Genomic DNA, 26,189 nt, shown 5'->3' with positions numbered 1-26,189 from the left:
TTCCAGCTTTTCACGCTGCATCTGAAAATTTTCATTGACGTCAATTTTATCAATTTGTTCCAGGACGTTTTCCAGATAGTCTGCGATTTGCAAACTATCATTCAAACCCTACAAACTTTTTAGTGACAACCCAAAGGTACTGGCATAGTAACGCATCTGGTCATTGAGAAATTTTTGGCTGAGACGTTCTACCGAATGGTGAGCCTGATAGCGGTATTGATCCATTTCCCGATCCCAAAGAATTTTCTTGGGCTTTAAAATCTGAAAATCAATACTTTCTTTTAATTCTGGTGAAACTTCTGCCAGAACAGTACGAAGCTCTCGCTCCCAATTTAAATCCAGACTTGGTTCCAGTTGTGATAAACGTGCACGTAACTGATATGGAATCGCAATCTGTGACATGTTTATCCCCTTAAAATATAGAAAACATTCTTTTAAACAAAGTAGACGATTTTGAAAATAATCAGGTCAATATTGTCTGACGAATATAATGCTTATGCAAACCACATTATTCATTATTTTTTCTGATTTTTTCTAGCTGTGCGGCTTTATTTGCCAGCTCATATTTTTTCAGCTGCTGCTGTTTTAAATGCAAGATTCCCTCCACAACCAGCAGTAAAACAGCCAGCCAGATTGGAATATAGGTCAACCACTCACCTGATTCCACGCGCTCACCCAGCGCCATCGAGGCAAAAGCGAGCAGTACCGGCTCCAAATAACTCAACAGTCCAAAGATGACAAAGGGCAAATATCGGCTGGCCAAAATATAGCTACCCAAACCGAGCGCACTTAAAAAGCCTAATCCAAGAACTGCCAGGATCAAGTGGGAATGATTCAACATGAGCGGCATGGAATCGCTATAGATAAAGCCCAAATAAAATGCCACAGGCAAAATCAGAAATAGATCCCACCAGAATCCACCAAGATGATCGGTCGCGAATTTACGCCGCATAAAGAAATAAAGTGGATATGCTAAAGCGACATAAACCGTTTCCCATGCAATTGAACCGATACGCCAGATTTCATGCCCTACCCCCAATACTGCCAGAGCAACCGCAACCATCTGGAAGGATGACAATTTTTCTTTGTAAAGCGCACAACCGACCAGCACCATCACCAGAGGTAGCAGAAAATAACCGAGCGAGACTTCGAGGCCACGTCCATTGATAGGCCCCCATAGAAACAACCATAATTGCGTGGTACACAACAGTGAGCTGATCAGCAACCAGATCAAAAAGGAAGGCTGTTGTAACACCCGTTTAAAAATACTGCCGATATGTTTCAGATCACCCGACCACCACATGAAGGCAGTCAGAAATGGTAAAGTTGCCAGCATGCGCCATGCAAAGGTCTGTTCACTATCTAAAGGCTGTAAAAAAGGCGTAAATACATAAAGCACTCCAAAAACCACAGAGGCCAAGACAGATAACGCGATGCCTTTATACATAGTCAAACTCTACTTTCATTCGCCGGCATTATAACGATTAGTACAATAGAAAGCTTGATGCTTCATCTATTTAAAATGTAGTTATCTCTAGATTTTAGATTGTCTTTCGACACGTAAAATAAAAAAAACCATACCTAAGCATGGTTTCCATTAAGACGATATTTTTATCTTTGAGTTTGTTTGGTATGAATCACATCGCTCAAGTCATAACCAACAGACTGTGCATATTGTAAATATTCATTCACCACATTTTTATCCAATTGCGGATCACGTGAGAGTATCCACATATATTTACGTTTTGGCTCACCGACCAGAACAGTTTGATAATTTTCATCCAGTTTTAAGACCCAATAATCGCCACGAGCGACCGGAATCCAGCGAATAAAGTCTGGCAGGAAACTGACTTTTAGCTTGGTATTCTGCGGTGGATTTTGCACAAATGCCTCACCCAATGACTGGGTTTGTCCACCATCTTTTTTAATGCAGCGGTTATCCACCACAATATTGCCATTTTCATTTAAAGTATAAGTCGCTGTGACATCACGATCACACTTGTTTTGAAAATATAAAGGTTTGCGTGCCACTTCGTACCAGGTGCCCAAATAACGGTCCAGTTCAACTTTCTCAATGGTCGGTAATGGCTCGTCTTTCGCATAAGCCATAGTAGCGGCGCCTAAACCGAGAAGAACCGCGCTACCCACCGCAATTTTTGCCAGCTTTAATCCGGTACGTGAAGATTTTTGAGTTGTCATAAAGATACCTATTGCATGTTCACAAAATATTTATTTAAAAAATTCTGTTCATACAATAGCTTTATCACAGCCCTTAATTTGTTACATTGTGTTTGCTTTGTGATTGATTTTACGTAATTTAAATATAATTACATGCTAAACCACTCAATCAAACATCTGAGCTTTTAAACGCACAATTTCATCACGCATACGCGCAGCCTGCTCAAACTGAAGCTCTTTGGAAGCTTTCAGCATTTCCTTTTCAAGCTTGTTAATGTGTTTCGCAAACATTTTTGGATCTGCCATGATATGCCGCTCATCCGCACTGATCGCACGTGCCTGATCCGAGGCTTTCAATTCAATTGAATCATCATCCAATACTTCACCGGTATCAATTTCCTTGATCACCTGACGCACTGCACTGCGCGGGGTAATGCCATGTTCTTCATTAAACTGAATCTGCTTGGCACGACGACGGTCTGTCTCATCAATGGCTTTCTGCATCGAATCAGTGATTCGGTCTGCATACAGAATCGCCTTACCTTTCAAGTTACGTGCAGCGCGGCCAATGGTCTGAATGAGAGAGCGCTCGGAACGCAGGAAACCTTCTTTATCCGCATCCAGAATGGCGACCAGTGACACTTCCGGCATATCCAGCCCTTCTCGCAGCAGGTTAATCCCAACCAGTACATCATGCACCCCAGTACGCAGTTCATGAATGATTTTGACACGTTCGACGGTATCGATATCGGAGTGTAAATAAGCGACCTTAATCCCGTATTCTTTCAAATAAGAAGTTAAATCTTCGGCCATGCGCTTGGTCAAGGTTGTGACCAGTACCCGCTCATTAATATCTTTACGCAAATTAATTTCAGAAAGCACATCATCGACCTGCGTCAAAACTGGACGAATTTCAATTTCTGGATCAATCAGACCAGTTGGACGTACCACCTGCTCGACAATCTGTTGGGATTTTTCCAGCTCGTAACGTGCGGGCGTTGCGCTGACATAAACAGTCGTCGGCACAATCCGTTCCCATTCCTCAAATTTCATCGGCCGGTTATCCAGCGCGCTTGGCAAACGGAATCCGTAATTGACCAGATTTTCCTTACGCGAACGGTCACCCTTGTACATGGCACCAATCTGCGGCACCGTCACATGCGATTCATCAATAATCAGCAAGGCATCATCCGGAATATAATCGAACAAGGTCGGCGGCGCTTCACCCGCAGGGCGTCCAGATAAATGACGTGAGTAATTTTCAATGCCGTTGGTATAACCTAATTGCTGCATCATTTCCAGATCATAGCGTGTCCGCTGTTCAATCCGCTGGGCTTCCAACAGTTTGTCATTTTCCCGGAAGAACACCAGACGCTCTTTAAGTTCGTCTCGGATGGTTTCAATCGCACGGGATAAATTGTCTTTAGGCGTCACATAGTGGCTTTTAGGATAAATGGTCACGCGAGGTACTTTACGAACCATTTTCCCGGTCAGCGGATCAAACCAGCGAATGGAGTCAACTTCATCATCAAACAGTTCAATCCGGATGGCATCCTGATCCGATTCAGCCGGAAAAATATCAATAATTTCACCGCGAATACGATAAGTACCACGCAGAAATTCCAGTTCGTTACGCGAATACTGCATTTCAACCAGACGGCGAATAATATCATCACGGCCAATGCGGTCACCCTCCACCACATGCAGCAACATGCTCATATAGGCATTTGGATCACCCAAACCATAAATCGCAGATACCGATGCGACAATAATCGCATCACGTCGCTCTAGGAGTGAACGGGTTGCAGAAAGGCGCATCTGGTCAATATGGTCATTAATTGCAGCATCTTTCTCGATAAAAGTATCTGAAGATGGCACATAGGCTTCCGGCTGATAATAATCATAATAACTGACAAAATATTCGACGGCATTATTGGGGAAAAATGCTTTAAATTCGCCGTAGAGCTGTGCAGCCAAAGTTTTGTTATGTGCCATGACAATGGTCGGACGCTGTGTCTGTGCAATGACATTGGCCATAGTATAGGTTTTACCAGACCCAGTAACCCCCAGTAAAAGCTGATCATGAAAACCCTGTTCAATGCCTTTGACAAGTTTTTTAATGGCCTGTGGCTGATCGCCTGCTGGTTGATAACTGGTCACTAATTCAAAGGGTTTTTTATCACTCATAGCTTTCGCTGACTTCGCTGCGGATATAGATTTGATTTATTATGAGGGTAAATTGGAATTACTCAATCCCTGCTTAGGTTTCTGTTTGGTAAAATAAAACAATATTAGCATTCATTATTTGTTAGCGCTTGACTCACTCTCTAGTTTGAAAAATCATCAATAAAATATACAGTTACAAAGGGAATAAATACAGAAAAAACCAAGCATTTTCAGCCAGCAGCTTTATTTGGGCGTACTCGGCATCCTGTTTTGGATCATGGGTGGAATATTGACCTATCTGTTTGGCTAGTCCGGCACAATTTTGCCTTGACCCCTATTCATTTCACGGGCAACATGAAGATCAGGACGGCCTAGAATAGACAATTATGACTTACCACTATCACGATGAAAGTATTGTTAAATCCCTTCCGGAAAATACGGTTTTTGTTTTTGGCAGTAACTTGGCTGGACAGCATGGTGGTGGAGCTGCCAGAACGGCACTTGAGCATTTTGGTGCAGTCATGGGCGTGGGTCGTGGCTGGGCGGGTCAGAGCTATGCTATTCCAACAATGAACGAGCATTTACAACAAATGCCGCTCTCACAAATTCAACACTATATTGATGACTTTAAGATTTACACCAAAAATCATCCTAAAAATAAATATTTTATTACTTCCTTGGGCTGTGGGATCGCAGGTTATAAAGTCGAGGAAATTGCACCGATGTTTAAAGGCATCTCACGCAATGTAATTTTCCCACAATCTTTCCGTCCTTTTGTCGAAAAGCCGCTGCCAAAATTAAGCGCAAATTTCTTACATACCATATTTCGCGATTCAGTCATTTTAACTCCGGCCAGCGATGAATTGATTGAAGAACTGCCTTTGACCGAAAATGAAAAAAGTCTGGCGAGAATTATTTTAAATACCCAGATCTATCCGACCGACAGCAATGGGCGGGAACGTGTCTTTGAAATTGAAGATATCCTGCACAACCTAAATACCAAGCTGGTCGATTTTCAGAGCCATTCAGAAGGTGCCATGTTGTTTGGAGGCGTGATTTTAGCACTACTAGAACTTTATAATATTAACGAGAAAGATTTTATCGATGTCTGGCAAGGTGAGCGAGAAATTGCGCCACCGAAACCGGAAAATAAAGCGCGTAAAAGCATTCGTTAGTGCTATCAAAATATCTTTCAAAAAAAGCCAATGTTTAAATTGGCTTTTTTCTGGGCGGCTAAAATATCGAATATGAAATCAATTAGGCCTGGATTTTATTTTGATTGGCATTTAGAGAGCTTAAATATTTCGTTTGCTTTATTAAGAATAAAATTGAAAGAGATTTGGATAAATTAGAGCACCATTTTCTATTTGCTCGAAAAATAAATCAAATATTGCTCACCAACTCCCTAAAAACTTCCACAAAAAAAGCCATGATTTATCATAGCTTTTCGAGTCTGATCAATTAGCGTTTGCCCATTGAACGGCGCGTACCACGTGGTGGCATCCAGGTACGGTCAGCATAACGCTGCGGTCTTGGTCTTAAATCTTCCAGAACTTCTTCTGCAGCATTTTGCTCTGCTTGCTTGATCGGGAAAGGTAAATTAACCAGGGGCTTTTTTTTGGGAGGAGTTTGGGTGCTCATGTGATTCACTCAATAATATATGTAGCTATTGTACAAAAAAACTCAGTCGACTGGGTAGCAGGATCTTGGATAAATTCATATGCTCTTGTTTTGGAAAAATAAAAAATCATCCCATGATGGTAAATGCTTGAAGTAATACAGCCTAAAATTTACCTAAACTCTCCTCTAGATATTCCATGATAAAAATTCATTCAATTGAAATTTTAACGCTCTCAAGAGCAAATTTCCTTCACTTTTATACTTAAGCTAGTCAGATAAAAATAATGATTTTTACATACTACTCATTTCTTAAAACTCAAGAGAGATAAACAAAAAATATACATCGGTTACCAATATTAACCATCGCTTAACTTTTGACCTGTTGTTCTATAACTGAATTTTTTAAGGCAATTCACATAATTAGTTAACTAGAAAAACGAATAAACAAACTGGACATGGAGTTCCAAATCAATGAAAACATTGCTGGCATGTATGGCAGGCCTAGCCACTTTACCTATGGTCGCGCATGCAGATTCCCCTTATTTTAGCTTGCAAGATGGAGATGGCTTTAAGCGCTTTTCGGTATCGGTCGGTGCATTGCATGTGATGCCGCAAGGCAAGGCCCAGCCCTTTAAAGTGAATACTGCTGTCAAAGAAGGTGAAACATCACAAGTAGGTGATATCTCAATTGACTCTGTGAAAAATAATCTTGATCCAGACATGGATCCAAACCTTTCCTCTGTTTTTGTTAATATTCTGGATCGACTTGGTACAGAAACACTGCCTGCAGCGCTCAGTGGGCGAGCTGAAATTTATGGACTGGAAAGCTGGAATAATCCTGGTACTGGCCTGGAAGCGGATGATGTCACCACCTTAGGCATTATGACCAATTACTATTTTACCGATAATATTTCTTTTGAAATGAAAGCCGGCATTCCACCTAAAGTAGACTTGCAAGGCAGTGGTAAAATCTACGCGCCTTTTTCTGCGCTTGCGACTCCAAGTCTTGATTTAATTCCACAAATTCCAGGTGGAATTGATTTACCTGGCATTGAATTGAAAAATGATATTCTCATTACTGATCTGGAAGCTTATGGGCCGGCGGCTTCTGCCCGCGCATGGACACCTGCCTTTGAATTCCAGTATCACTTTGGTAAAACCGGGGTCAATAAATTCCGGCCTTATGTCGGCTTAGGTGTCATGTATGCCTATTTCAATGAACTGGAAATTAACTCACGTACCGAGCAAGACCTGATTGCTGCCGGACATATGATTGCCAATATCAAGGAAGGAAAAGCTGGTGCTTCTCTGGATGGCACGCCAAGTTCAGCCAACCCGAAAGTTGATCTGGAAGCATCCGATGCTTTCGCGCCTGTGGCCACGGTCGGCTTTAGCTATGACTTTAATGAAACCTGGTTTGCAGTCGGTTCAGTCTCTTATGCACATCTAAAAAATGACACGACAATTACAGTGACAGATGCAAATCTAGGTGAACTGATTCGCTCTAAAGCCGATATCGAAGTCAATCCGATTCTGGCCTATGCCGGGATTGGGATGCGTTTCTAAGCTCAATATCCGATTTTTAATTAAAACGGCTTCGGCCGTTTTTTTAGGCTTAATATATTAAATAAAAAAAATTTATCTTTTGATCAATATTTATTTAATCGCCTCTATTGCTTGAATCGAATACTATACATATCAACTTTATAGGCATGAATGACGTATGGCTGACAGTCAATTTTCCAAAGCTCTTATTTTTATGCTGATTGGCTCTGCCATCATTTTGGCACTGTCATTGGGTGTACGTCATGCATTTGGCTTGTATCTGGTGCCGATGAGCGAAGAATTTGGCTGGGGTCATAATGTTTTTAGCCTGGCCATTGCTATGCAAAACCTGATCTGGGGTGCAGTTCAGCCAATTACCGGGGCATTTGCCGATAAATATGGCAGCAAGATTGTGGTGGCTGTAGGCGGCGCCTTATATGCAATCGGTCTACTGTTGATGGCAGTTAGCTCAACCGGATTATTGCTTAATCTGAGTGTAGGTCTGATTCTGGGCCTCGCCCTGTCTGCCACCTCATTTCCGGTGTTATTGTCTGCGGTCGGGCGTGCTGCCCCACCAGAAAAACGCAGTTTGGCGATGGGAATTGCCAGTGCGGCCGGATCTTTTGGTCAGTTTATCATGCTGCCTTCGACCCTGCTGCTATTACAGAATGTCGGCTGGTCAGCGGCACTGGTGGTCAGTGCTATTTTGATTGCCCTGATTGTGCCATTGGCTTGGATGCTGAAAGCACCGATGTATGTTAATCCCAACGCAGCCGCTACACCCAATAAAGTCTCACTCAGTTTTAAACAGATTCTGGTGGTGGTGAAAAATCATAAACCCTTCTGGTTTCTGGCTATGGGCTTTTTTGTTTGTGGTTTTCAGGTCGTTTTTATTGGCATTCACCTGCCTGGCTATCTGATTGATCATGGGTTTAATGCCACAACCGGTACGATCTTCTTAGCCTTAGTGGGTCTGTTTAATGTGGTAGGCACCTATACGGCCGGCTGGCTGGGCGGCAAATATTCCAAACCGCATCTACTGATGGGATTATATGCATTGCGTGGAATTGCGATTATTGCCTTTCTCATGCTGCCTCTCAGCACATGGACAGTCTATAGCTTTGGTGTCATTATGGGGTTACTCTGGTTATCGACCGTTCCGCTGACCAATGGCATTGTGGCGAATATGTTCGGGGTGAAATATCTGACCATGCTCAGTGGCATCGTGTTCTTTACCCATCAGGTTGGCTCATTTTTTGGTGGCTGGCTCGGTGGAGTCAACCATGATTTGAGCGGCAATTATAATGCGGTGTGGATGCTATCAATTGTCCTCAGCATTTTTGGCGTACTGGTGCATTTCTGGGTCAATGAGGAGCAAATCGTCCATGACTGATTCTCTACTGAAACTCAAACTCTCGATTGTGGTGGCAATCCTGCTTTTACTGGCTTTGTCGATTGGACTGTGGTTACAAACCCCTGAGCTGTTTGAATATTTTAATCAGGCTTTCTGCGCACACTAAACTGTTGAAATATCCTCAGCAGAAAATGCGCAATCCATCGCACAATAAGTTAAATGTTTCAAAATCAACTGAATAGTAAAAATAACAGATTATTCATAAACTTATCATTTCTTTTGATTTTATTTCAGTCCGGAATTTTCTTAGATTCTCATCAACAAGAAAATTCTGAGACTTTATAATGACCAGCTTAACCCAACTTTCACAAGCCATTCATGATGCCCCACGCTGGCATCAGCCAGATCAATTGCAACATCCGGATGAAATCAAGATTGTACCGCAAACCGGTCAGGCCTTAGGCGCAGTGGTCTATGGTCTCGATGCCCGGAAAGCCCAGTCATCCGAAACCATTCTAAAATTAAAACAGGCTCTGGCCGAGCATCTGATTTTGATCTTCAAACAGCAAAGTCTGGATGATTTACAGTATCTGGCATTTTCAACTTATTTCGGTTCCATTTTCCGTCCCGGTGCAGATACACCGGTACTGGCTGCGCAGTCCGATAGCGGTGTTCCACCCGATGTCGTGCCGGTTTCCAATGCTGTTGGTCAGGGAGATTACACCGGGCATGGTGAACTGACTCCACATGCCGATCATCAATGGACACCATTACCCTCTTTTGGTTCCCTATTATATGCGATTGAACTGCCTGAGGACGGCGGTCAGACCAGCTGGATCAATACCATTAAAGCCTATGATGCACTCAATGAAACAACTAAGGCAGAGATCGATCAGCTACAACTGATTACCTACAACCCTTTCGTGCGCCGTCAAAAAACCAGAGATCAGGCTGATGATCAAGGTTACGGCAATAGTCCGCTGTATCGCTTTAAAGATCAGCCCATATTAAGTCATGCCTATCCACATCCGCTGGTGCGCACTCATCCTGAATCCGGCCGTAAAGCGCTTTGGCTAAACACGTATACCGAAGTCGAGCTGGTCAATTATGATGATCAGGCAGGTAGCGAACTGATCGCAAAATTACGTGAGCATATTTCAAAACCTGAATTCGCTTATGAACATCACTGGGAAATTGGCGATATCGTGTTCTGGGACAATCAAGTGACTTTGCACTCCCGCCGTCCATTCCCGGCTGATCAGCGCCGTTTATTAAAACGCATCAGTCTGGCGGGTAGCCGTCCGTTTTAGAAATGAGAAAATCCGAACAACAAGAAAGGTCATTACAACCTTCGATAATAATGACTCATCTATACATCCTGTACCATTGAGACTTTGACCGGCTCAATGGTTTTTTATTTTCTCGAATAATAAAAATATCTAACTCTGAATATAAGTATAGATAGTAAATTCCTTAACAAAACAAAGCGCCTGTTTACTTTTCCTCACCTAATCTGCCTAGTGTATTTTCTTTTTTCTGCTTAGCGTATTAGAAAATCAGCAATAACCGTATGGATAGAGGAAACAACAATGAATCAGCTTCAATTTTCAGATTGTGTTCAAACCTGTATGAACTGTTCCCTGGCATGTGCCAACTGTGCCAGTGCCTGTCTTAAAGAAGAAGATCTGGAGATGATGCGGGAGTGTATCCAGCGCTGTCTGGATTGTGCAGATATTTGTCAGCTGTGTGCCCGTATGGAACAAAAGCAATCTCCATTCATGCATGAAATATGTGAACTTTGTGCGAAAGCCTGTGACTACTGTGTAGAAGAATGTGGTCATCATGAAGATGAACATTGTCAGCAATGTGCCGAAGCATGCCGCCGCTGTGCTGAAGAATGCCGAAAAATGGCGGCTTAAAAATTCGATTTGATCAACTTGACTGACTTAATCACTTCCAATAAAAAAACCGCAAGTGAAGACTTGCGGTTTTTCGGTCTAAGTAAAATATCTCACTTAGAATAAACGATTCATACCATTTAACGTTGCTACACGGTAAGCTTCCGCCATGGTCGGATAGTTAAACGTGGTTTCTACAAAGTACTTGATCGTATTGTTCGGGCTGTTCATGACTGCCTGACCAATATGGATAATTTCAGAGGCATTATTACCGAAGCAATGTACCCCCAAAACTTCCAGTGTTTCGCGATGGAACAGAATCTTTAATTCGCCCATAGTATCACCGGTAATCTGTGCACGTGCCAAATGACGGAACGATGCCTGACCGACTTCATACGGAATCTTTTCTTCCGTCAACTGCTGTTCAGTCTTACCAATCGAAGAAATCTCAGGAATGGTATAAATCCCAGTTGGAATATCAGTCACCGGCGCAACGTCTTTCTCGCCGCTCATGTTGGCACCTGCGCAACGACCTTGGTCATAGGCAGCAGAGGCTAGCGAAGGCCAACCGATTACATCACCGGCAGCGTAGATATTTTCTACTTCAGTCTGATATTGATCATTCACAGTCAATTGACCACGGCTGTTCGGTTTCAGGCCGACATTTTCAAGGCCTAGACCATCGGTATTGCCTGAACGGCCATTACACCACAAAATCGCGTCGGCTTTAATTTTCTTGCCGCTTTGCGTGTGCATCACCACATGGTCGTCAAATGTTTCTAAAAAGTCGATCTGTTCATTATGACGAATCAGCACACCCTGTTCACGCAAGTGATAAGACAGCGCATCAGAGATTTCATCATCCAGATAGCTTAAAAGTTTGTGTTGGGTGTTGATCAGGTCAACTTTATGTCCCAAACCAATAAAGATCGAGGCATATTCACAACCGATTACACCTGCGCCATAAATGATGATTTTCTGGATGGAATAGTCCAGATCCAGAATTTTGTCTGAATCAAATACACGTGGATGATTAAAATCAAGAATGTCTGGACGATATGGACGCGAGCCGCTGGCAATGACCAGTTGCTTAAACATCAGCGTTTCTTTAATGCCATCTGGGTTAAATACAAAAATGGTATTTTGATCCTGAATGTAGGCACGACCATGATAAATATCAATTTTATTGCGGTCGTAGAAACGTGAATGTGTATCTACTTGTTGTTGAATAACTTTATGCGCATGACGCAACACTTGCTTCATAGTGAACTGCTTCCAGTCCCCAACTTTTTGAAACAGTGGATCACGTTGATAACGGATAATACTGGATACTGTTTGACGCAATGCTTTACTTGGAATCGTACCGACATGGGTACAGTTACCACCCAGCTGTTCACGCATCTCAACGATTGCAACACGCTTACCAGATTTGGCAAGTTTCATTGCCGCGCCTTCGCCCGCAGGGCCCGAACCTAGAACTACCGCATCATATTTAACGAAAGTCCCACTAACGACCTCTTTTTTACGTGGCATTCAACGCTCCTCAAAATTAAAAAATTCACTTTAATCTACACTCTTATTATGACGTAAATCCTGTTGATTTGGTGTATTTAACTCACATATATTGCTTGATAAGAACATTTTTTAAATGAATACCCCTTTTTGCCCTATTTAGAACTAAGTCCGTTATAATAACTGCGCTATCTTTGAGTATCTCCCCCTTCAAAAACAGTGGAAAAGTTGAATATGTCTGAAAACCGTAAACCTGAACAGGGCGTCAAACTTCGCGGTGCGGAAAAAGTTGCCCGCATTCCTGTAAAAGTTGTTCCTACGGTTGAAACGCCACGCAAGCCGGACTGGATCCGGGTGAAAATGGCGGCACCTGAAGAAGTTCAACGTATTAAAACCACATTACGTCAGCAAAAATTACATACGGTGTGCGAAGAAGCCGCCTGTCCAAACCTGCCTGAATGTTTTGGTGGCGGTACTGCGACCTTTATGATTATGGGTGATATCTGTACCCGTCGCTGTCCATTCTGTGATGTGGCTCATGGCCGTCCAAATGCACTGGATGCAGATGAACCGCGTCATATGGCTGAGACCATTGCCAACCTGGGTTTGAAATATGCGGTAATCACTTCGGTAGACCGTGATGATTTACTGGATGGCGGTGCACAGCATTTTGTCGATTGTATTAAAGAAGCACGTGCTCTAAGCCCAAATACCTTACTCGAAATTCTGGTGCCGGACTTCCGTGGCCGTATAGATATCGCGCTGCGTATCATGACTGAATGTCCGCCAGATGTGTTTAACCACAATATCGAAACTGTACCGCGTTTATATAAAGCCATGCGTCCAGGTTCTGACTATCAGCACTCTTTAAACCTGCTAAAAATGTTTAAAGAATACTGCCCGGACGTACCAACCAAATGTGGTCTCATGGTCGGTATTGGTGAAACTGAAGAAGAAGTGCTTGCTCTGCTTGATGATTTACATGCGCATGGCGTGGATTATGTGACGATTGGTCAGTATTTGCAGCCTTCAAAAGAACATGCAGCGATTGACCGCTTCGTAACACCTGAAGAATTCGAGCGTTATACCGAACATGGCCAAAAACTGGGCTTCCGTAATATCTGGGCAGCACCAATGGTTCGTTCAAGCTACTTTGCCGACCGCCAATACTACGGCGAACCTGTACCAGCAGTGCGTCGTAAAGTGGATCCTGCCAAGAAAATTGCAGTTCAGGCCATTGAAGCTTAATCCTGTTTAAACTAATGAAATAAAAGCCCTCTCTTGTAGAGGGCTTTTTTATCTCTTCAATTTAAATCTTTACTGAGTGTTAAACCCCATTTTTATTTTAGATAAGATTAAGTCATTACTTATCTTCACATTTCTTTGCGCGTTCTCACTTGAAGACTGAGCATTTTTCAAACAATCTCAAAAATAGATGAAAGATTTAAAAATATCGTTGCAAGACTTGAAAACGATCATTCTCACACGTGCAATGCTGAACCTGTCCGATCCTCAATCGACAAAAAAATGAATGAACTGTGACAAAAATTCTATGAGATCTCGGCACAGGCAGCGTTGTATAAATCTGGAGAACTATAACAATGCTATTTATATTTGCTGTACTACTGCTATTACTCAGTTTATGGGCCGTTTTCTATTTTGAGCTCTCCCGTAGCGCGGGTGCAATTGCGCTGATCATCGTGTCAATTGTCTGCGCTTTTATTAGCCCATGGTCGCTGATTCTCGGCATTCCGCTGATCCTAATTAGCCTTGTAGTGATGATCGACCCTTTACGTATGTCGTTTATTTCCAAACCGGCCTATAAAGCACTGGCAAATGCCATGCCGAGTATCAGTCCGACAGAACGTGAAGCACTGGACTCCGGAACTAGCTGGTGGGAAAAAGAGCTGTTTATGGGTGCACCGAATTGGGAAACCTTTAACAGTTATCCTTATCCAAAGCTGTCGCTAGAAGAACAGGCATTTCTGGACAATGAAGTTGAAACCTTGTGCAGCATGCTGGATGAATGGGAAATTCATGAGCAAAAAGCGCTGCCTGATCATGTCTGGCAATATATTAAGGAACATGGTTTCTTGGGCCTGATTATTCCCAAAGAATACGGCGGTCGTGCCTTTAGCTCCTTTGCCCAAAGTCGGGTGATGAGCAAGATTGCTTCGCGATCTCTGACCACAGCCGTGAGTTGTATGGTACCGAACTCACTCGGACCAGGCGAGCTGTTACTGCATTATGGTACCGAAGAACAGAAAGACCGTTATCTGCCGGGTCTGGCGCGAGGCGAAGAAATTCCCTGTTTCGGTTTGACCAGTCCGGAAGCCGGCTCCGATGCCGGTGCGATTCCTGATACGGGCGTGGTCTGCTATGGCCAGTTTGAAGGTCAGGAAGTCTTAGGCCTGAGAATGAATTTTTCCAAACGCTGGATTACTTTGGCACCAATTGCGACAGTGGTGGGTCTGGCCTTTAAAATGTATGACCCTGATCATCTTCTGGGTGAACAGACTGAATACGGCATTACCTGTGCCCTGCTCCCTGCCAGTCATGAAGGCGTAATAGTGGGACCACGGCATAACCCCGGACCACCATTCATGAATGGTACGGTTGAAGGTAAAGATGTGTTTATTCCTCTGGACTGGATTATTGGTGGCGTCAAAAATGCCGGCAAAGGCTGGCGTATGCTGATGGAATGTTTGGCAGTCGGTCGTGGCATCTCCCTACCAGCGCTGTCTACTTCTACTTCAGAAATGACTTATTTAAATGTGGGTGCTTTCTCTCGTATTCGTCAGCAATTCAAGATTTCAGTTGGTAAGTTTGAGGGTGTTCAGGAAGCCACCAGTGAAATCGCCAGTGACACCTATATGCTGGAAGCCTTCCGTTATCTGGTCACCTGTGGTCTGAATCAGGGTGGCAAGCCTGCCGTAATGACGGCGATTGCCAAATACTATGCAACTGAAGGCATGCGTAAAGTGGTCAATCACGGCATGGATGTGGTCGGTGGTCGTGCCATTCAGATGGGGCCGCGTAACTTTCTGGCACCTTACTATCAGGCAATTCCAGTCTCCATTACCGTCGAAGGCGCCAATATTCTCAGTCGTTCCTTGATGATTTTTGGACAGGGTTCAATGCGCTGCCATCCTTATCTATATGAAGAATTACAGCTCTTACAGGCAGAAGACTCGGCAGCGGCTCTAAATCCTTTTGATAACTTGCTGTTTAAGCATTTGGGTTACACCTTTAACCGGACTGCTCGCTCCTTTGCCTATGCCTTTACAGGTGGCTCAAGTGCTGCGCCGCAAAGTGCGGTTGATTTCACCCAGCCTTATTATAAGATCATTAATCGGCTGAGTGCCAACTTTGCTTTAACTGCGGATATGTGCCTAGGTTTACTCGCAGGGGATATCAAACGTAAGGAAATGCTTTCGGGTCGTCTGGCCGATATTCATGCACATCTGTTTATTGCTTCCTCAATTCTGAAATATTTTGAGCATAGCAAAAAGACTGAAGATGAGCGTTTACATGCACAGCTTGCGGTAGAAAAGTCTCTGTATACAGCGCAAGAAGCATTTTTTGACCTGTTTGCTAACTTTCCATCAGGTGCAGCAGCAGGCATGGTCAAACTGCTATGTTTCCCATTTGGCCGTCCGGTACAGAAACCATCAGACCAGCTGAAACAACAGGTAGCAAACAGCATGATGGAAAACAATGCTTTCCGGCGGTCACTCAAAAAACATGTCTACTATAATATTAATGAAAATGATGTCACTGGCCGTATGGAATCTACTTTCAATCTGCTACTCAAGATTGAAAAACTCTGGGATCGCTTTAAAAAAGCTGAAAATAAAGGACAATTTAAAGGACTCAGTTTTGCTGAGCATGTAGCCGATGCACAGCTACAAGGCTTTATTAATGATCAGGAAGCAGAAAAACTGCTGCACTATAATGCGCGCCGTTATGACAGCATGTTGACCGATGTATTCGATCTGCATTTGAATGAGGTATTAGAGCTTGAGAATCCGTATCTCATCAAGGAAGATGCTACAGGTACCGATACTTCAGTGCAAACTGATCCTTCACACTCAGTATCACCTTAAATCAAACTTTTGATCAAAGGTGTCATAAATTCCAGAGTGGAGCCATGTTTCAATACCTCACTTTGGAAGCTTCATAAGTGGCTTTTCAGCCACTTTTTTTTACGACTATTGCACGATAGTATTTTGGCTTAAAAGCGTTAAGCTAAAGCAATAATAAAATTGAGGATAAAGCATGTCACAACAAGATTATGAAAATGGCTTGAAAGTCCGTACTGAAGTAATGGGGGAAAGCTTTGTGCAGCGTGCTCAGGAAAATACCGTGCCTTTTACCCAGCCATTACAGGACTGGATTAATGAACATGCCTGGGGTTCGACCTGGCAACGTGAAGGTATTTTACCGCGTAAATATCGTTCTTTAATTACCATTGCATTTCTAACCGCGCAAAAAAGTCCCACTGAACTAAAAGGTCATGTGCGAGGTGCCCTAAATAACGGCGCAACGGTTGAGGAAATTCAGGAAGTGTTGTTGCATAGTCTGCCTTACTGCGGTGCACCGGCAACCCAGGAAGCGTTTCGTGCCGCGCTTGAAGTCATTCAGGAATATGAGACGAATCAACAAAATTAAGATATTTATTTAAATTGTTTGAGCTTGTCATATTAAAATTAGCTTAGGCTATTTAAAGCAATTGAAATAAAAATCCGGGAATTTTAAATCCCCGGATTTTTATATTTTAGATAAAGAAATCTATTGCGATGAACTTAATTGAAAATTAATTATTTCTCTTAATAACAGGTTTTAATAAAAACTTTATCCCCTTAATTCAATTTGCGTACGTTGTTCCAATCCTTGTACCGCAGCGGAAAAATCCAGCTGGCTGGCCTGAGGTCTGGCAATCTGCTGAAACTGTTGCTGAACCAAAGACATCACTGATAAATCCAGTTGCTGCTGTTGCACCAGTTCTAAAGCAATACCAATATCTTTCTGCAATAAATCCAGCGCAAAGGTTTTATGAAACTCACGGCTCAGTACACGCTGCGCCATGATATTTTCCGACATGCTACTTTTACCACTGGAATGATTAATACAGTTCAACGCACTGCTTAAGTCAACTCCCTGCCCTTTCAGTACAGTTAAGCCTTCAGCCAGCGCCCATAAATGCGTAGCCATCAAAGTATTGTTAATGGCTTTCACTGCAAAACCGGAACCACTTTCTCCCACATATTCAATCAACCCAGCAAAAGCAGCAATGACCGGTTTGGCTTGCGTAAAGGCAGATTCACTTCCTCCCACCATCACGGTTAAAGTGCCTTTTTCTGCCCCAACAGTCTGACCAGATACCGGAGCATCCAGGTAATAGCTTCCCTGTTGCTCCAATCGATTTGCCAGTTTTTGGGCCGATTCTGGTACACCGCTGGTACAGTCAATCCAGATTGCACCCGGTTTAGGTGGATGTGCAGCAATTAGCTTCTCTACATCCTGACTGGTCGGCAAGCAAGAAAAAATAAAATCTGCCTGAACCGCCTGTTCAATACCCACTGCCTGAGTCCTGAAAGATTGAGCATGATCTAGCGCTTTCTGTTCAGTCCGGTTCCAGACCCAAACCGGATGTCCGAGTTTTGGCAAATGGGAGGCCATATGCCAGCCCATTGCCCCAAGTCCTAAAAATGCAACTGTATGACTCAAAAAATACTCCTTATATTAAGCGACTGGCTTAACCTCAACTTCTGTTGCGGTCGATGCAGGTTCAGGCAATTCTTTATCTTCACCACGATTTAGGAACAGGTTCAACAAAATCGCAGCCAAAGTCGCAGTACCGATACCACCCAAATCGAAACCACCAATCTGCAAGCTATAATTACCTGTCCCCATAATCAGACACACCGCACCAATAATCAGGGTACTGTTCTTGGTAAAATCAACATGGTTATCCACCCAGATTTTGGCACCCGCCACAGTAATCAACCCGAAGACCACAATCGATGCGCCACCCAATAAAGCTACTGGAATGGTACTGATCACCGCACCAAATTTAGGTGAAAGTCCCAGCAAAATAGCGAAGATCCCGGCAAAAATAAACACGGTGGTGGCGTACACTTTGGTCACTGCCATCACACCGATATTTTCAGCATAAGTGGTCATCCCGGTACCGCCGACAGAAGCGGATAATGAAGTACAAACCCCATCTGCAAAGAAACCGCGTCCCATATACGGCGACAGATTTTTACCAGTCATTGCGGATACCGCTTTAAAGTGCCCAAGATTTTCTGCAACCAGAATAATGGCCACTGGTGCAATCATCAGCATGGCATTCATTTCAAAGACCGGACTCTGGAAATTCGGCAAACCAAACCATGCTGCTTCACTGACTTTGGTAAAATCAATCGCAGATCCGAAGCCCATGACGTTGGTGAACAGGAAATAAATCAGGTAGGAAGACAATAAACCCAACAGCAGCAGCAAACGGCGCACCATTCCGCGGGTAAACACGGCAATCACACTGATACAGATAATCGTGATTAACGCCATCCAGGAATCAAACTGGTTCGCTGAAACACTCTTAATTGCGACCGGTGCCAGATGCAGACCAATAATCATCACGATCACGCCTGTGACCACCGGTGGCATTAGTTTTTCAATCCAGTTGGTGCCAGTTTTCATCACCAACAGGCCAATCAAGGCATAGACAATACCGCAGGCAATGGTTCCTCCCAGTGCCAGCCCGATATTGGGATTTGCCCCGACACCGGAATAGCCAGTCACCGCAACCACGGCACCAATAAAGGCAAAACTGGAACCCAGATAACTTGGCAAGCGACCGCCCGTGATCAGGAAAAATAAAATAGTGCCAATCCCGGTAATAAAAATCGTGAGATTGGGATCAAACCCCATTAATAGCGGTGCCAGCACGGTTGCCCCAAACATGGCAAACACATGCTGCAACCCCAGAATAATACTTTTACCAGCCGGCAGATATTCATCTGTTTGAACCGGGGTGGTATCGATATTGCCTTGGTAAGGCTTAAATTTTGGAAACCACGTTTCTTTTTCTTGCATGAGCTTCCCCTCCTTGATTAGGACTGAATTGATTTAGCACATTTTGTGTGGCTCACAGTAAGAACGGTTAAAGTACATCAGCGCATTGCCTTGACGCTGGCACATGGCTTTCACTTCACAGAACAGCACATCATGACTGCCGATGGATAATTGCTGCACCACCTCGCAGTCGAAACTGACCAAGGCATCCTCAAGTACGGGTGACTGGGTCAGCAACGTTTTCCAGTTCCCCTGACTGAAACGCTCTGCCATTGGTGTTTTCCCACCAAACAGATTGGACAGATGCTGCTGGTGTGATGCCAGGGTATTTACACATAAAACCTTATTATTCTTAAATATTTCATAAACTGAAGCTGAACGGTTCAGGCAAACCAGCAAAGTTGGCGGTGTATCGGTCACACTACATACGGCTGAAGCTGTAAATCCTGCCTGCCCTGCATCGCCTTGTGTAGTAATGACATTTACTGCAGCGCCCAGATTGGACATGCCCTGACGGAAAATCTGCTGGTCGACCTGAGTAAATACTTCAGCATCGGTTTCAGTCTTTAAAACCTTATTTAATGCATTATTCTCTGTAAATGTTTCGGCAATAATTTTAGACAGTTTGGCATTCATGCGGTTCTCCCCACCCCAAGTCAGTTTTCAGTGACAGTCTTAGGGCTGATATAGATGAAATTGAATCAGGTGGTTCGGCTTATACATGGGCAATCGAGGCGATTTCGACCAGCGCATCCGGTTTTACCAAACCAGTCTGTACGCAATAACGTGCCGGCTTATCTCCCGGGAAATATTCTGCATAAACTGTGTTAATTGCGGCATAATCGGCCCAGTCTTTGACAAAAACATGGTTAAACGTCACGTCATCCATGCTGCCACCGGCCTCTTCAATCACGCGCTTGATAGTTTCCAGAATATGCCGGGTCTGGGCTGCGGCATCACCGACATGCACCACGTTATTATTTTCATCAAAGGCCAATGTGCCTGATACATAGACAATATTGTCTGCCTTGGTTGCCGGTACATAAGGTGCTAATGGTTTCGACGTTCCTTCTGGAATAATGATTTCTTTAGGCATACTGTTTTTTCCTTAATCCTGATCTTTAATTCTTTAGGCACTTTCAGCCAATTTGGTTTCTTTTAGTGATTCACTTTCTTTTTGAAAGGTATTGACAAAATTTGCTGTATCTGACACCCAGCCAAAGAAGGTCTTGATGTTATACAGGCTGGCTTCATGGGCCTCGACCGGACCCGCCTGATGACAGGCATCTGCTAACGCAACACCAAAATATTCCAGGAAGAAGCCATCACGTAGGGTCGATTCCACACAGACATTGGTGGCAATACCCACAAAAACCAGATTGCGAATACCACGGACACGCAACATGCTGTCCAATGCGGTATTAAAGAAACCGCTATAACGTGGCTTTTCAATAACCAGGTCTTGTGGCAGTGGCTTTAACTCATCAATCAGCTCAAAATCCCAACCACCTTTGGCCAGTAATTGCCCCTGTAATTCGGGACGTTTACGCATGGTTTTTAAGGCATTGGATTTATGAAAATTTGGAGAGTCGGTACCACCTGCTTCCTTATATTCGGCATCCCAGCCATTTTTGAAATAAATCACCTGAATACCGGCTGCATGTGCAGCATCAACAGCCTTTTTAATATTTTCAACCACCGGCTTGGTTTTCGAGACATCAAAGCCGGCCAGATCCAGATAGCCACCCTGAGAGGTATAGGCATTCTGCATATCAATCACAATCAAGGCTGTCTGTTCTGGTGAAAGACAAATCGCTTCGGGTTCCGCTTTAAGCGTTTTCCCTGTGCCGAGTTTTTCAGTAAAACCGGCTGTTACGACTGATTCACTCATGCGCTTTTCTCCAGAACCGGTGCTGCACCTTCAATGACAATATGGTCACGACATTTCATCAGCGGCTGGATTTTTTGACCAAAATCTTCAACCCCTTGAATAAAATCATCAAACGTCAGTAACACACCTTCCGTACCTTTGATTTCACCAATTTCATCCAACATTCGTGCCACATTTTCATAAGAGCCTACCAAGGTGCCCATGTTGATATTCACTGGAGATACGCTAGAAGCCATTTGACGGATATTGGTGTCTGTACCGGAAGTCGTGTCTTTCCCTCCCTGATTCATCAACCAGTTAATCGCTTCCATATCGGCACCATCGTTATAATGTTGCCATTTAGCCTGAGCTTCTTCATCGGTTTCGGCTGCAATCACCATAAACAGTACATAGGTCTGTACATCACGGCCCGTCACATCCGTTTTTGCTTTCAAACGGTCATTGATTTCGGCATAAGCCGTTGGCGTATTTAGTCCTTTACCAAATACGAAGTTGTAGTCAGCATATTGCGCAGAAAATTCCAGACCGGCATCCGACTGACCTGCACAGATGATTTTCATATCGGCTTGCGGGCGCGGGCTAACACGGCAGTCGTCCATCTGGAAATGCTCACCGTTAAAGTCTGATTTTCCGGTTGCCCAAAGCTCACGCAAAATTTGTACATATTCACACAGATATTCATAGCGTTTGCCAAAGTACTCATTGCCTGGCCACATGCCCATTTGGGTGTATTCAGGTGGCTGCCAGCCGGTCACCACATTCAGACCGAAACGGCCATTAGAAATAGAATCAATGGTAGATGCCATACGTGCCACAATTGCCGGTGGCATGACCAAAGTGGCTGCCGTTGCATAAATTTGAATTTTGCTGGTCACCGCTGCGAGACCCGCCATCAGGGTAAAAGTTTCCAGGTTATGTTCCCAGAATTCGGTCTTGCCACCAAAGCCACGCAGCTTGATCATGGAAAGTGCGAAATCGAAACCATAGTGTTCAGCACGCTGCACGATTTGTTTGTTTAACTCAAAAGTCGGCATGTACTGTGGTGCATTTTCAGAGAGTAACCAGCCGTTATTTCCAATTGGACAGAAGACACCTATTTTCATTTTCACACCTCATTATTTTTAACCAATATTCAAAATCCTGTTGCCAATTCAGGTTTTTTATTTATGCTCAAAATATTGCAAAGCGCGTGCCAATTTATTTTATTTATTTATTTTTAAATACTTAATATTTATATTTTTGAATTTTTAGTAAAATAATGACTTTCACCCCTGAATCAATTTTGCTCATCGTGTTTCATTCAGGTGCATTAAAATTGATCATCATCGCTTTTAGGAAGAATCAGATTTTGAGTAAAAACCATAAAAATAATTCATTAGAAAAAATAAAAAGCCAGAAACAGGTTCTGGCTTGAGCAAACAAAGTTACTTGCTGAAAATATCAGGCTGATTTTAAAAATTGCAGTATGCTTTGGTTGATCTGGGCGGTTTCAGTCACTGTAGAAGCATGCGCTCCTGTTGCAAACAGACTGAGCTGACTATGCGGCAATAATTGCTGAAGTTGTTGCGAGCGTTGATAAGGCACCAAAAAATCATCTTGATTGGCAATCAGATGTACAAGAACATCTTTGAGCGCCTGCTGATGTGCCTCCTCTAGCTTAAAAGCCTGCACTGCCTGTATACGAGCTAAGACATTTTGAATTGGCGGAAAGTCCAGTAGCTGTTTATTTTCTGCTTCTGTTAACGGGTCAAGATGTGTCGAGATCCAGTGTGGAGGATACAGAAATAAGGCTTGTGCCCGCACATAAGCCTCGGCTCCGCTATTCAACAATAATGATGTGCGTGCCTGAAAACATTTTTGGGTATGTGAATCCAGTTCTCCCCAGGCATTCAACATAGTCAGGCTGAATAACTTAAACGCTTTATCAACCTGATAGGTTGCGAGTTGCATGCCGATATGCCCACCCAATGCATGACCAATAAAATGAAATTCACGGATATCCTGATTGATCAATAAATCCAGAATCTGTCGGGCCATATGATCTACGCAATAAGGTATTGACAACAGTCCAGAATCCGAATGGCAACCTTCCTGATCATAAGTCACCACATGAAAATCTTGCTGCAAAACTTCAATTTGTGGATTCCAGAAACTGGCATGTCCGCCTAGCCCAGAAGAAAGCACTACATAAGGCGCATCGGCCCGTGCTGCACGATGAATAAATAAAGACATAAAATTCTCATAGTTTCGCTATGAGATGAGTGCAGCAAAATACATGCCTGAACAGGACTATTTTTGAACAATTGTTAAAATTATAGCCAGTACACATTAAAGCTGTAATAAAATTCCTGTACCTCAAAGCGCACGTTATAGCCTAGATCTGTTAACTCCGCAGACAAGTCACGAATATCTTCCAAAGGCAGATGTTTAGGAAAAACTGTCAGTACCGCTGTATTGCCTTGCCGGGCATTATCTTCAATCAGTTGCGCCAGACGTGGCTTATACATTTCAATATTCAGGTTAGCAACATTGGATAAAATTTTGGCCTGATCTGCCGTCATAAAAGTCATTTTTATTTTCTCTTTTGATGTTATTTCATTAAGCTAAATGATTTATAAAGCGCTTAATATTTCACTTTTGTATCAGAACAAGCTGAAATAATTGCATAAAAAAATCCCTCATGATGAGGGATTTTTTTGATCAAACTTACTGGCCTGGTAGAGGAATATATTGTGAAGCACTGTCTTGTGCCTTACGTTCAGTCACCACAACTTTTAGCATCATGGTTTTCCCTGCCCGCTCAATTTCAATCTGAATGGTACTGTTTGGCTTTTGCAAAGCCACAAAATTAATCAGATGTGAGGCGGAACTAATCTCTTCCTCATTTACTTTCATAATTTTATCACCACGCTGGATTCCCGCTTTGGCAGCAGGTCCATCTGGGAGCACTTCTGCGACCGTTACGCCTTTTTCTTTGGGTTGCAGGACATCATCACGCTCTGCAGGTAATAAGCTGATCCCTAACCAGCCACGAACCACACGGCCATCTTTCAAAATGGCATTCATCACCTGCTGACAGATTTTGGCCGGAATGGCAAAACCAATCCCCAGTGAACCACCAGACTGCGAGAAGATTGCGGTATTGACGCCAATTAAATTACCGGCGACATCAATAAGTGCACCGCCCGAGTTACCCGGGTTAATTGCAGCATCGGTCTGCACAAAGTCTTCATAGGTATTAATACCCAAGTCTGAACGGCCCGTTGCTGAGATAATCCCCTGCGTCACGGTTTGCCCAACACCAAAAGGATTACCAATGGCCAGAACCACATCACCGACTTCATTGCCACTGAGTTTAAATGGCAAAACTGGCAATTGCGTCAGTTCAATCTTGATCACAGCCAGATCGGTATCCGGATCAGTTCCGACCACCTTGGCTTCAGCACGACGACCATCCTGCAAAGCCACTACAATCTGATCGGCCTGTGCAATCACGTGGTTATTGGTCAGGATATAACCGTCTGGACGTACAATTACACCCGAACCTAAACTGTTTTCATTCGGGCTTTGTCCATACTGGTCAGGCAACTGATCGCCAAAGAATTCACGAAATACCGGATCGGTCAGTAAAGGATGCGCCTGTTGCTTGACTTTTTGGGTAGTAAAAATATTCACGACAGCGGGTGCTGCCACTTTTACAGCAGCACTATAGGAGACCACGCCTCCTGAGCGCGACGTATCAATCAACGGCTCTACTTTTTCAGCAGGCATTTTGACACCATCTGGCGCAACTGGTGCCTTTGGTTTTTGTAGTTGTTGCCACCCCAAAAAACCGATAATGACTAAAATCAGTAACACCCAGGGTAACCATGTAAAGGTGCGGCGCACGTTGCTATCCTCTAAAATATTTTAATTCGTTGATGACTAAGTAATTTGTGTCCTATTGTAATGCGAAATACATAACTAAACACAAAAAATTCCACAGAGATTTGTGCAGCTTTAGTTACAATTAGACCTATAGATAAATATGGGCAAGTTTTTAAACTTACAGGAATTTTATGGCGAATTTGAACGATATTATTCAATGGTGTGACCAAACTTTGGCAGCACGTGAATTTAAGGACTATGCACCGAATGGCTTGCAGATTGAAGGCAAATCCGAAGTGAATAAAATCCTCTGTGCCGTGACCGCCTCCCAGAGTGCAATTGAAGCTGCAATTGAGCAAGGCGCTGATCTATTGCTGGTTCATCATGGCTATTTCTGGAAAGGAGAAGCCTATCCGATTACGGGAATGCGTGGTAAACGCATTAAAACCCTGATTCAAAATGATATTTCACTGGTTGGCTATCACCTACCTTTAGACAGTCATCCAACTCTGGGAAATAATGCTGCCATTGCGGATTTATTAGAACTCGAAAATATCGAACAGCTTGATCCGAGTGAAAAACGTCCGATTGGCAATATTGGCTATTTAAAACAGCCAATGAGTCCGGAAGATTTTAAAAATTATGTTTCAGAAAAGCTGGGCTTTGATGCGATTCATCTGCCTGCAGACAAAACTCAAATCCATAAAGTCGGTTTCTGTACCGGCGGTGCGCAGGATTATATTCAAAAAGCGGCACTACAAGATTGTGATGCCTATATTTCAGGTGAAGTGAGCGAACGCACCTTTTATGAAGCTCAGGAACTGAATGTCCATTATTATGCCTGTGGCCATCATGCGACTGAAAAATACGGTGTGCAACGCCTGGCCAAGGCTATTTCAGAACAGTTTAATATTGAGTATGATTATTTCGAATTAAACAATCCGATTTAATTCGACTGACGGTTATGATCAGTGGCTTTATTCATATATTTTCAGGCTTTATTCTGTATTGTTATTTATACACGATGCCCATTTCTGCCCGATTATCTATTACAATAAAGCCACTTATTGTTAAAACC

At 43.4% G+C, this 26,189-nt stretch carries 25 protein-coding genes; 10 read left to right on the top strand and 15 right to left on the bottom strand.

Annotated elements, in window-relative coordinates:
- Positions 1-108: 108 nt before the first annotated feature.
- The 4 genes from ACP7AK_RS00345 to uvrB all read right to left on the bottom strand — a co-directional run bounded on the left by ACP7AK_RS00345 (position 109) and on the right by uvrB (position 4,365).
- Positions 109-402 (bottom strand): hypothetical protein, encoded by a 294-nt coding sequence (locus ACP7AK_RS00345; protein ID WP_005246824.1) that lies wholly within the window; start codon positions 400-402, stop codon positions 109-111.
- Between the two features lie 106 nt (positions 403-508).
- The gene (rarD, locus tag ACP7AK_RS00340; protein ID WP_425877962.1) at positions 509-1,447 is read right to left on the bottom strand and encodes an EamA family transporter RarD; all 939 of its coding nucleotides are present in this window, start codon (positions 1,445-1,447) and stop codon (positions 509-511) included.
- A gap of 164 nt (positions 1,448-1,611) precedes the next feature.
- Positions 1,612-2,199 (bottom strand): lipocalin family protein, encoded by a 588-nt coding sequence (locus ACP7AK_RS00335; protein ID WP_044112882.1) that lies wholly within the window; start codon positions 2,197-2,199, stop codon positions 1,612-1,614.
- Positions 2,200-2,343: 144 nt separating this feature from the next.
- Positions 2,344-4,365 carry an excinuclease ABC subunit UvrB gene (gene uvrB / locus ACP7AK_RS00330; protein ID WP_425877960.1) on the bottom strand — a complete coding sequence of 674 codons (2,022 nt, stop codon included), beginning with the start codon at positions 4,363-4,365 and terminating at the stop codon, positions 2,344-2,346.
- A 365-nt stretch (positions 4,366-4,730) separates the two neighbouring features.
- Between uvrB and ACP7AK_RS00325 the strand changes: the two genes are divergently transcribed.
- Positions 4,731-5,519, top strand: a complete 789-nt coding sequence (locus ACP7AK_RS00325; RefSeq protein ID WP_004646509.1) for an A1S_2505 family phage non-structural protein — start codon at positions 4,731-4,733, stop codon at positions 5,517-5,519.
- A 286-nt stretch (positions 5,520-5,805) separates the two neighbouring features.
- Here the strand turns inward: ACP7AK_RS00325 and ACP7AK_RS00320 are convergent, their stop codons facing one another.
- A complete protein-coding gene (locus ACP7AK_RS00320) occupies positions 5,806-5,985 on the bottom strand; it encodes a hypothetical protein (RefSeq protein ID WP_004646507.1) in 180 nt (59 codons plus the stop codon).
- Between the two features lie 450 nt (positions 5,986-6,435).
- On the opposite strand from ACP7AK_RS00320, the gene ACP7AK_RS00315 reads away from it, so the two are divergent.
- The 5 genes from ACP7AK_RS00315 (at position 6,436) to ACP7AK_RS00295 (ending at position 10,782) form a co-directional block, all read left to right on the top strand.
- Positions 6,436-7,530 (top strand): OmpW/AlkL family protein, encoded by a 1,095-nt coding sequence (locus tag ACP7AK_RS00315; protein ID WP_425877957.1) that lies wholly within the window; start codon positions 6,436-6,438, stop codon positions 7,528-7,530.
- Positions 7,531-7,687: 157 nt separating this feature from the next.
- Positions 7,688-8,902 (top strand): MFS transporter, encoded by a 1,215-nt coding sequence (locus tag ACP7AK_RS00310; protein WP_422195810.1) that lies wholly within the window; start codon positions 7,688-7,690, stop codon positions 8,900-8,902.
- A complete protein-coding gene (locus ACP7AK_RS00305; RefSeq protein ID WP_004730126.1) occupies positions 8,895-9,029 on the top strand; it encodes a hypothetical protein in 135 nt (44 codons plus the stop codon). Before ACP7AK_RS00310 ends, ACP7AK_RS00305 begins: the two co-directional genes overlap by 8 nt.
- A 178-nt stretch (positions 9,030-9,207) precedes the next feature.
- Positions 9,208-10,173 (top strand): TauD/TfdA dioxygenase family protein, encoded by a 966-nt coding sequence (locus ACP7AK_RS00300; RefSeq protein WP_425877955.1) that lies wholly within the window; start codon positions 9,208-9,210, stop codon positions 10,171-10,173.
- Between the two features lie 279 nt (positions 10,174-10,452).
- Positions 10,453-10,782: a four-helix bundle copper-binding protein gene (locus ACP7AK_RS00295; RefSeq protein WP_004279668.1), complete on the top strand. Its 330-nt coding sequence runs from the start codon at positions 10,453-10,455 to the stop codon at positions 10,780-10,782.
- Between the two features lie 96 nt (positions 10,783-10,878).
- Here the strand turns inward: ACP7AK_RS00295 and sthA are convergent, their stop codons facing one another.
- Positions 10,879-12,294 (bottom strand): Si-specific NAD(P)(+) transhydrogenase, encoded by a 1,416-nt coding sequence (sthA, locus tag ACP7AK_RS00290; protein ID WP_004646501.1) that lies wholly within the window; start codon positions 12,292-12,294, stop codon positions 10,879-10,881.
- Between the two features lie 213 nt (positions 12,295-12,507).
- Between sthA and lipA the strand changes: the two genes are divergently transcribed.
- The 3 genes from lipA (at position 12,508) to ACP7AK_RS00275 (ending at position 16,944) form a co-directional block, all read left to right on the top strand.
- Positions 12,508-13,521 (top strand): lipoyl synthase, encoded by a 1,014-nt coding sequence (gene lipA / locus ACP7AK_RS00285; protein ID WP_425877952.1) that lies wholly within the window; start codon positions 12,508-12,510, stop codon positions 13,519-13,521.
- Positions 13,522-13,874: 353 nt separating this feature from the next.
- Positions 13,875-16,379 (top strand): acyl-CoA dehydrogenase, encoded by a 2,505-nt coding sequence (locus ACP7AK_RS00280; protein WP_425877950.1) that lies wholly within the window; start codon positions 13,875-13,877, stop codon positions 16,377-16,379.
- Positions 16,380-16,551: 172 nt separating this feature from the next.
- The gene (locus ACP7AK_RS00275) at positions 16,552-16,944 is read left to right on the top strand and encodes a carboxymuconolactone decarboxylase family protein (protein WP_195724929.1); all 393 of its coding nucleotides are present in this window, start codon (positions 16,552-16,554) and stop codon (positions 16,942-16,944) included.
- Between the two features lie 183 nt (positions 16,945-17,127).
- Here ACP7AK_RS00275 and ACP7AK_RS00270 read toward each other — a convergent pair whose 3' ends face one another.
- From ACP7AK_RS00270 to ACP7AK_RS00230, 9 genes are all read right to left on the bottom strand, one after another.
- Positions 17,128-17,967, bottom strand: coding sequence for an NAD(P)-dependent oxidoreductase (locus tag ACP7AK_RS00270; RefSeq protein WP_425878571.1), 840 nt, complete (start codon positions 17,965-17,967; stop codon positions 17,128-17,130).
- Between the two features lie 51 nt (positions 17,968-18,018).
- Positions 18,019-19,374 carry a pyrimidine utilization transport protein G gene (rutG, locus tag ACP7AK_RS00265; RefSeq protein WP_425877948.1) on the bottom strand — a complete coding sequence of 452 codons (1,356 nt, stop codon included), beginning with the start codon at positions 19,372-19,374 and terminating at the stop codon, positions 18,019-18,021.
- Between the two features lie 33 nt (positions 19,375-19,407).
- A complete protein-coding gene (gene rutF / locus ACP7AK_RS00260) occupies positions 19,408-19,989 on the bottom strand; it encodes an NADH-dependent FMN reductase RutF (protein WP_325777650.1) in 582 nt (193 codons plus the stop codon).
- 79 nt (positions 19,990-20,068) lie between these two features.
- Complete coding sequence (gene rutC / locus ACP7AK_RS00255; protein ID WP_325777651.1) at positions 20,069-20,449, bottom strand: pyrimidine utilization protein C; 381 nt, start codon at positions 20,447-20,449, stop codon at positions 20,069-20,071.
- 33 nt (positions 20,450-20,482) lie between these two features.
- Positions 20,483-21,244 (bottom strand): pyrimidine utilization protein B, encoded by a 762-nt coding sequence (rutB, locus tag ACP7AK_RS00250; RefSeq protein ID WP_425877946.1) that lies wholly within the window; start codon positions 21,242-21,244, stop codon positions 20,483-20,485.
- The gene (rutA, locus tag ACP7AK_RS00245) at positions 21,241-22,347 is read right to left on the bottom strand and encodes a pyrimidine utilization protein A (RefSeq protein WP_425877944.1); all 1,107 of its coding nucleotides are present in this window, start codon (positions 22,345-22,347) and stop codon (positions 21,241-21,243) included. The genes rutB and rutA overlap by 4 nt, the downstream gene beginning before the upstream one ends.
- Before the next feature lie 337 nt (positions 22,348-22,684).
- The gene (gene rutD / locus ACP7AK_RS00240) at positions 22,685-23,476 is read right to left on the bottom strand and encodes a pyrimidine utilization protein D (RefSeq protein WP_253146157.1); all 792 of its coding nucleotides are present in this window, start codon (positions 23,474-23,476) and stop codon (positions 22,685-22,687) included.
- Between the two features lie 80 nt (positions 23,477-23,556).
- The gene (locus ACP7AK_RS00235; RefSeq protein WP_184412569.1) at positions 23,557-23,814 is read right to left on the bottom strand and encodes a hypothetical protein; all 258 of its coding nucleotides are present in this window, start codon (positions 23,812-23,814) and stop codon (positions 23,557-23,559) included.
- Positions 23,815-23,950: 136 nt separating this feature from the next.
- Positions 23,951-25,132, bottom strand: a complete 1,182-nt coding sequence (locus ACP7AK_RS00230) for a S1C family serine protease (RefSeq protein WP_425877941.1) — start codon at positions 25,130-25,132, stop codon at positions 23,951-23,953.
- A 170-nt stretch (positions 25,133-25,302) separates the two neighbouring features.
- On the opposite strand from ACP7AK_RS00230, the gene ACP7AK_RS00225 reads away from it, so the two are divergent.
- Positions 25,303-26,061 (top strand): Nif3-like dinuclear metal center hexameric protein, encoded by a 759-nt coding sequence (locus tag ACP7AK_RS00225; protein ID WP_168730735.1) that lies wholly within the window; start codon positions 25,303-25,305, stop codon positions 26,059-26,061.
- Positions 26,062-26,189 lie beyond the last annotated feature (128 nt).

It is taken from the genome of Acinetobacter sp. TWP2-2-3 (genome assembly GCF_049896445.1).
Lineage (GTDB): Bacteria > Pseudomonadota > Gammaproteobacteria > Pseudomonadales > Moraxellaceae > Acinetobacter.
The sequence above is the reverse complement of the archived record's forward strand: the minus strand, read 5'-3'. Positions and strand labels throughout refer to the sequence as shown.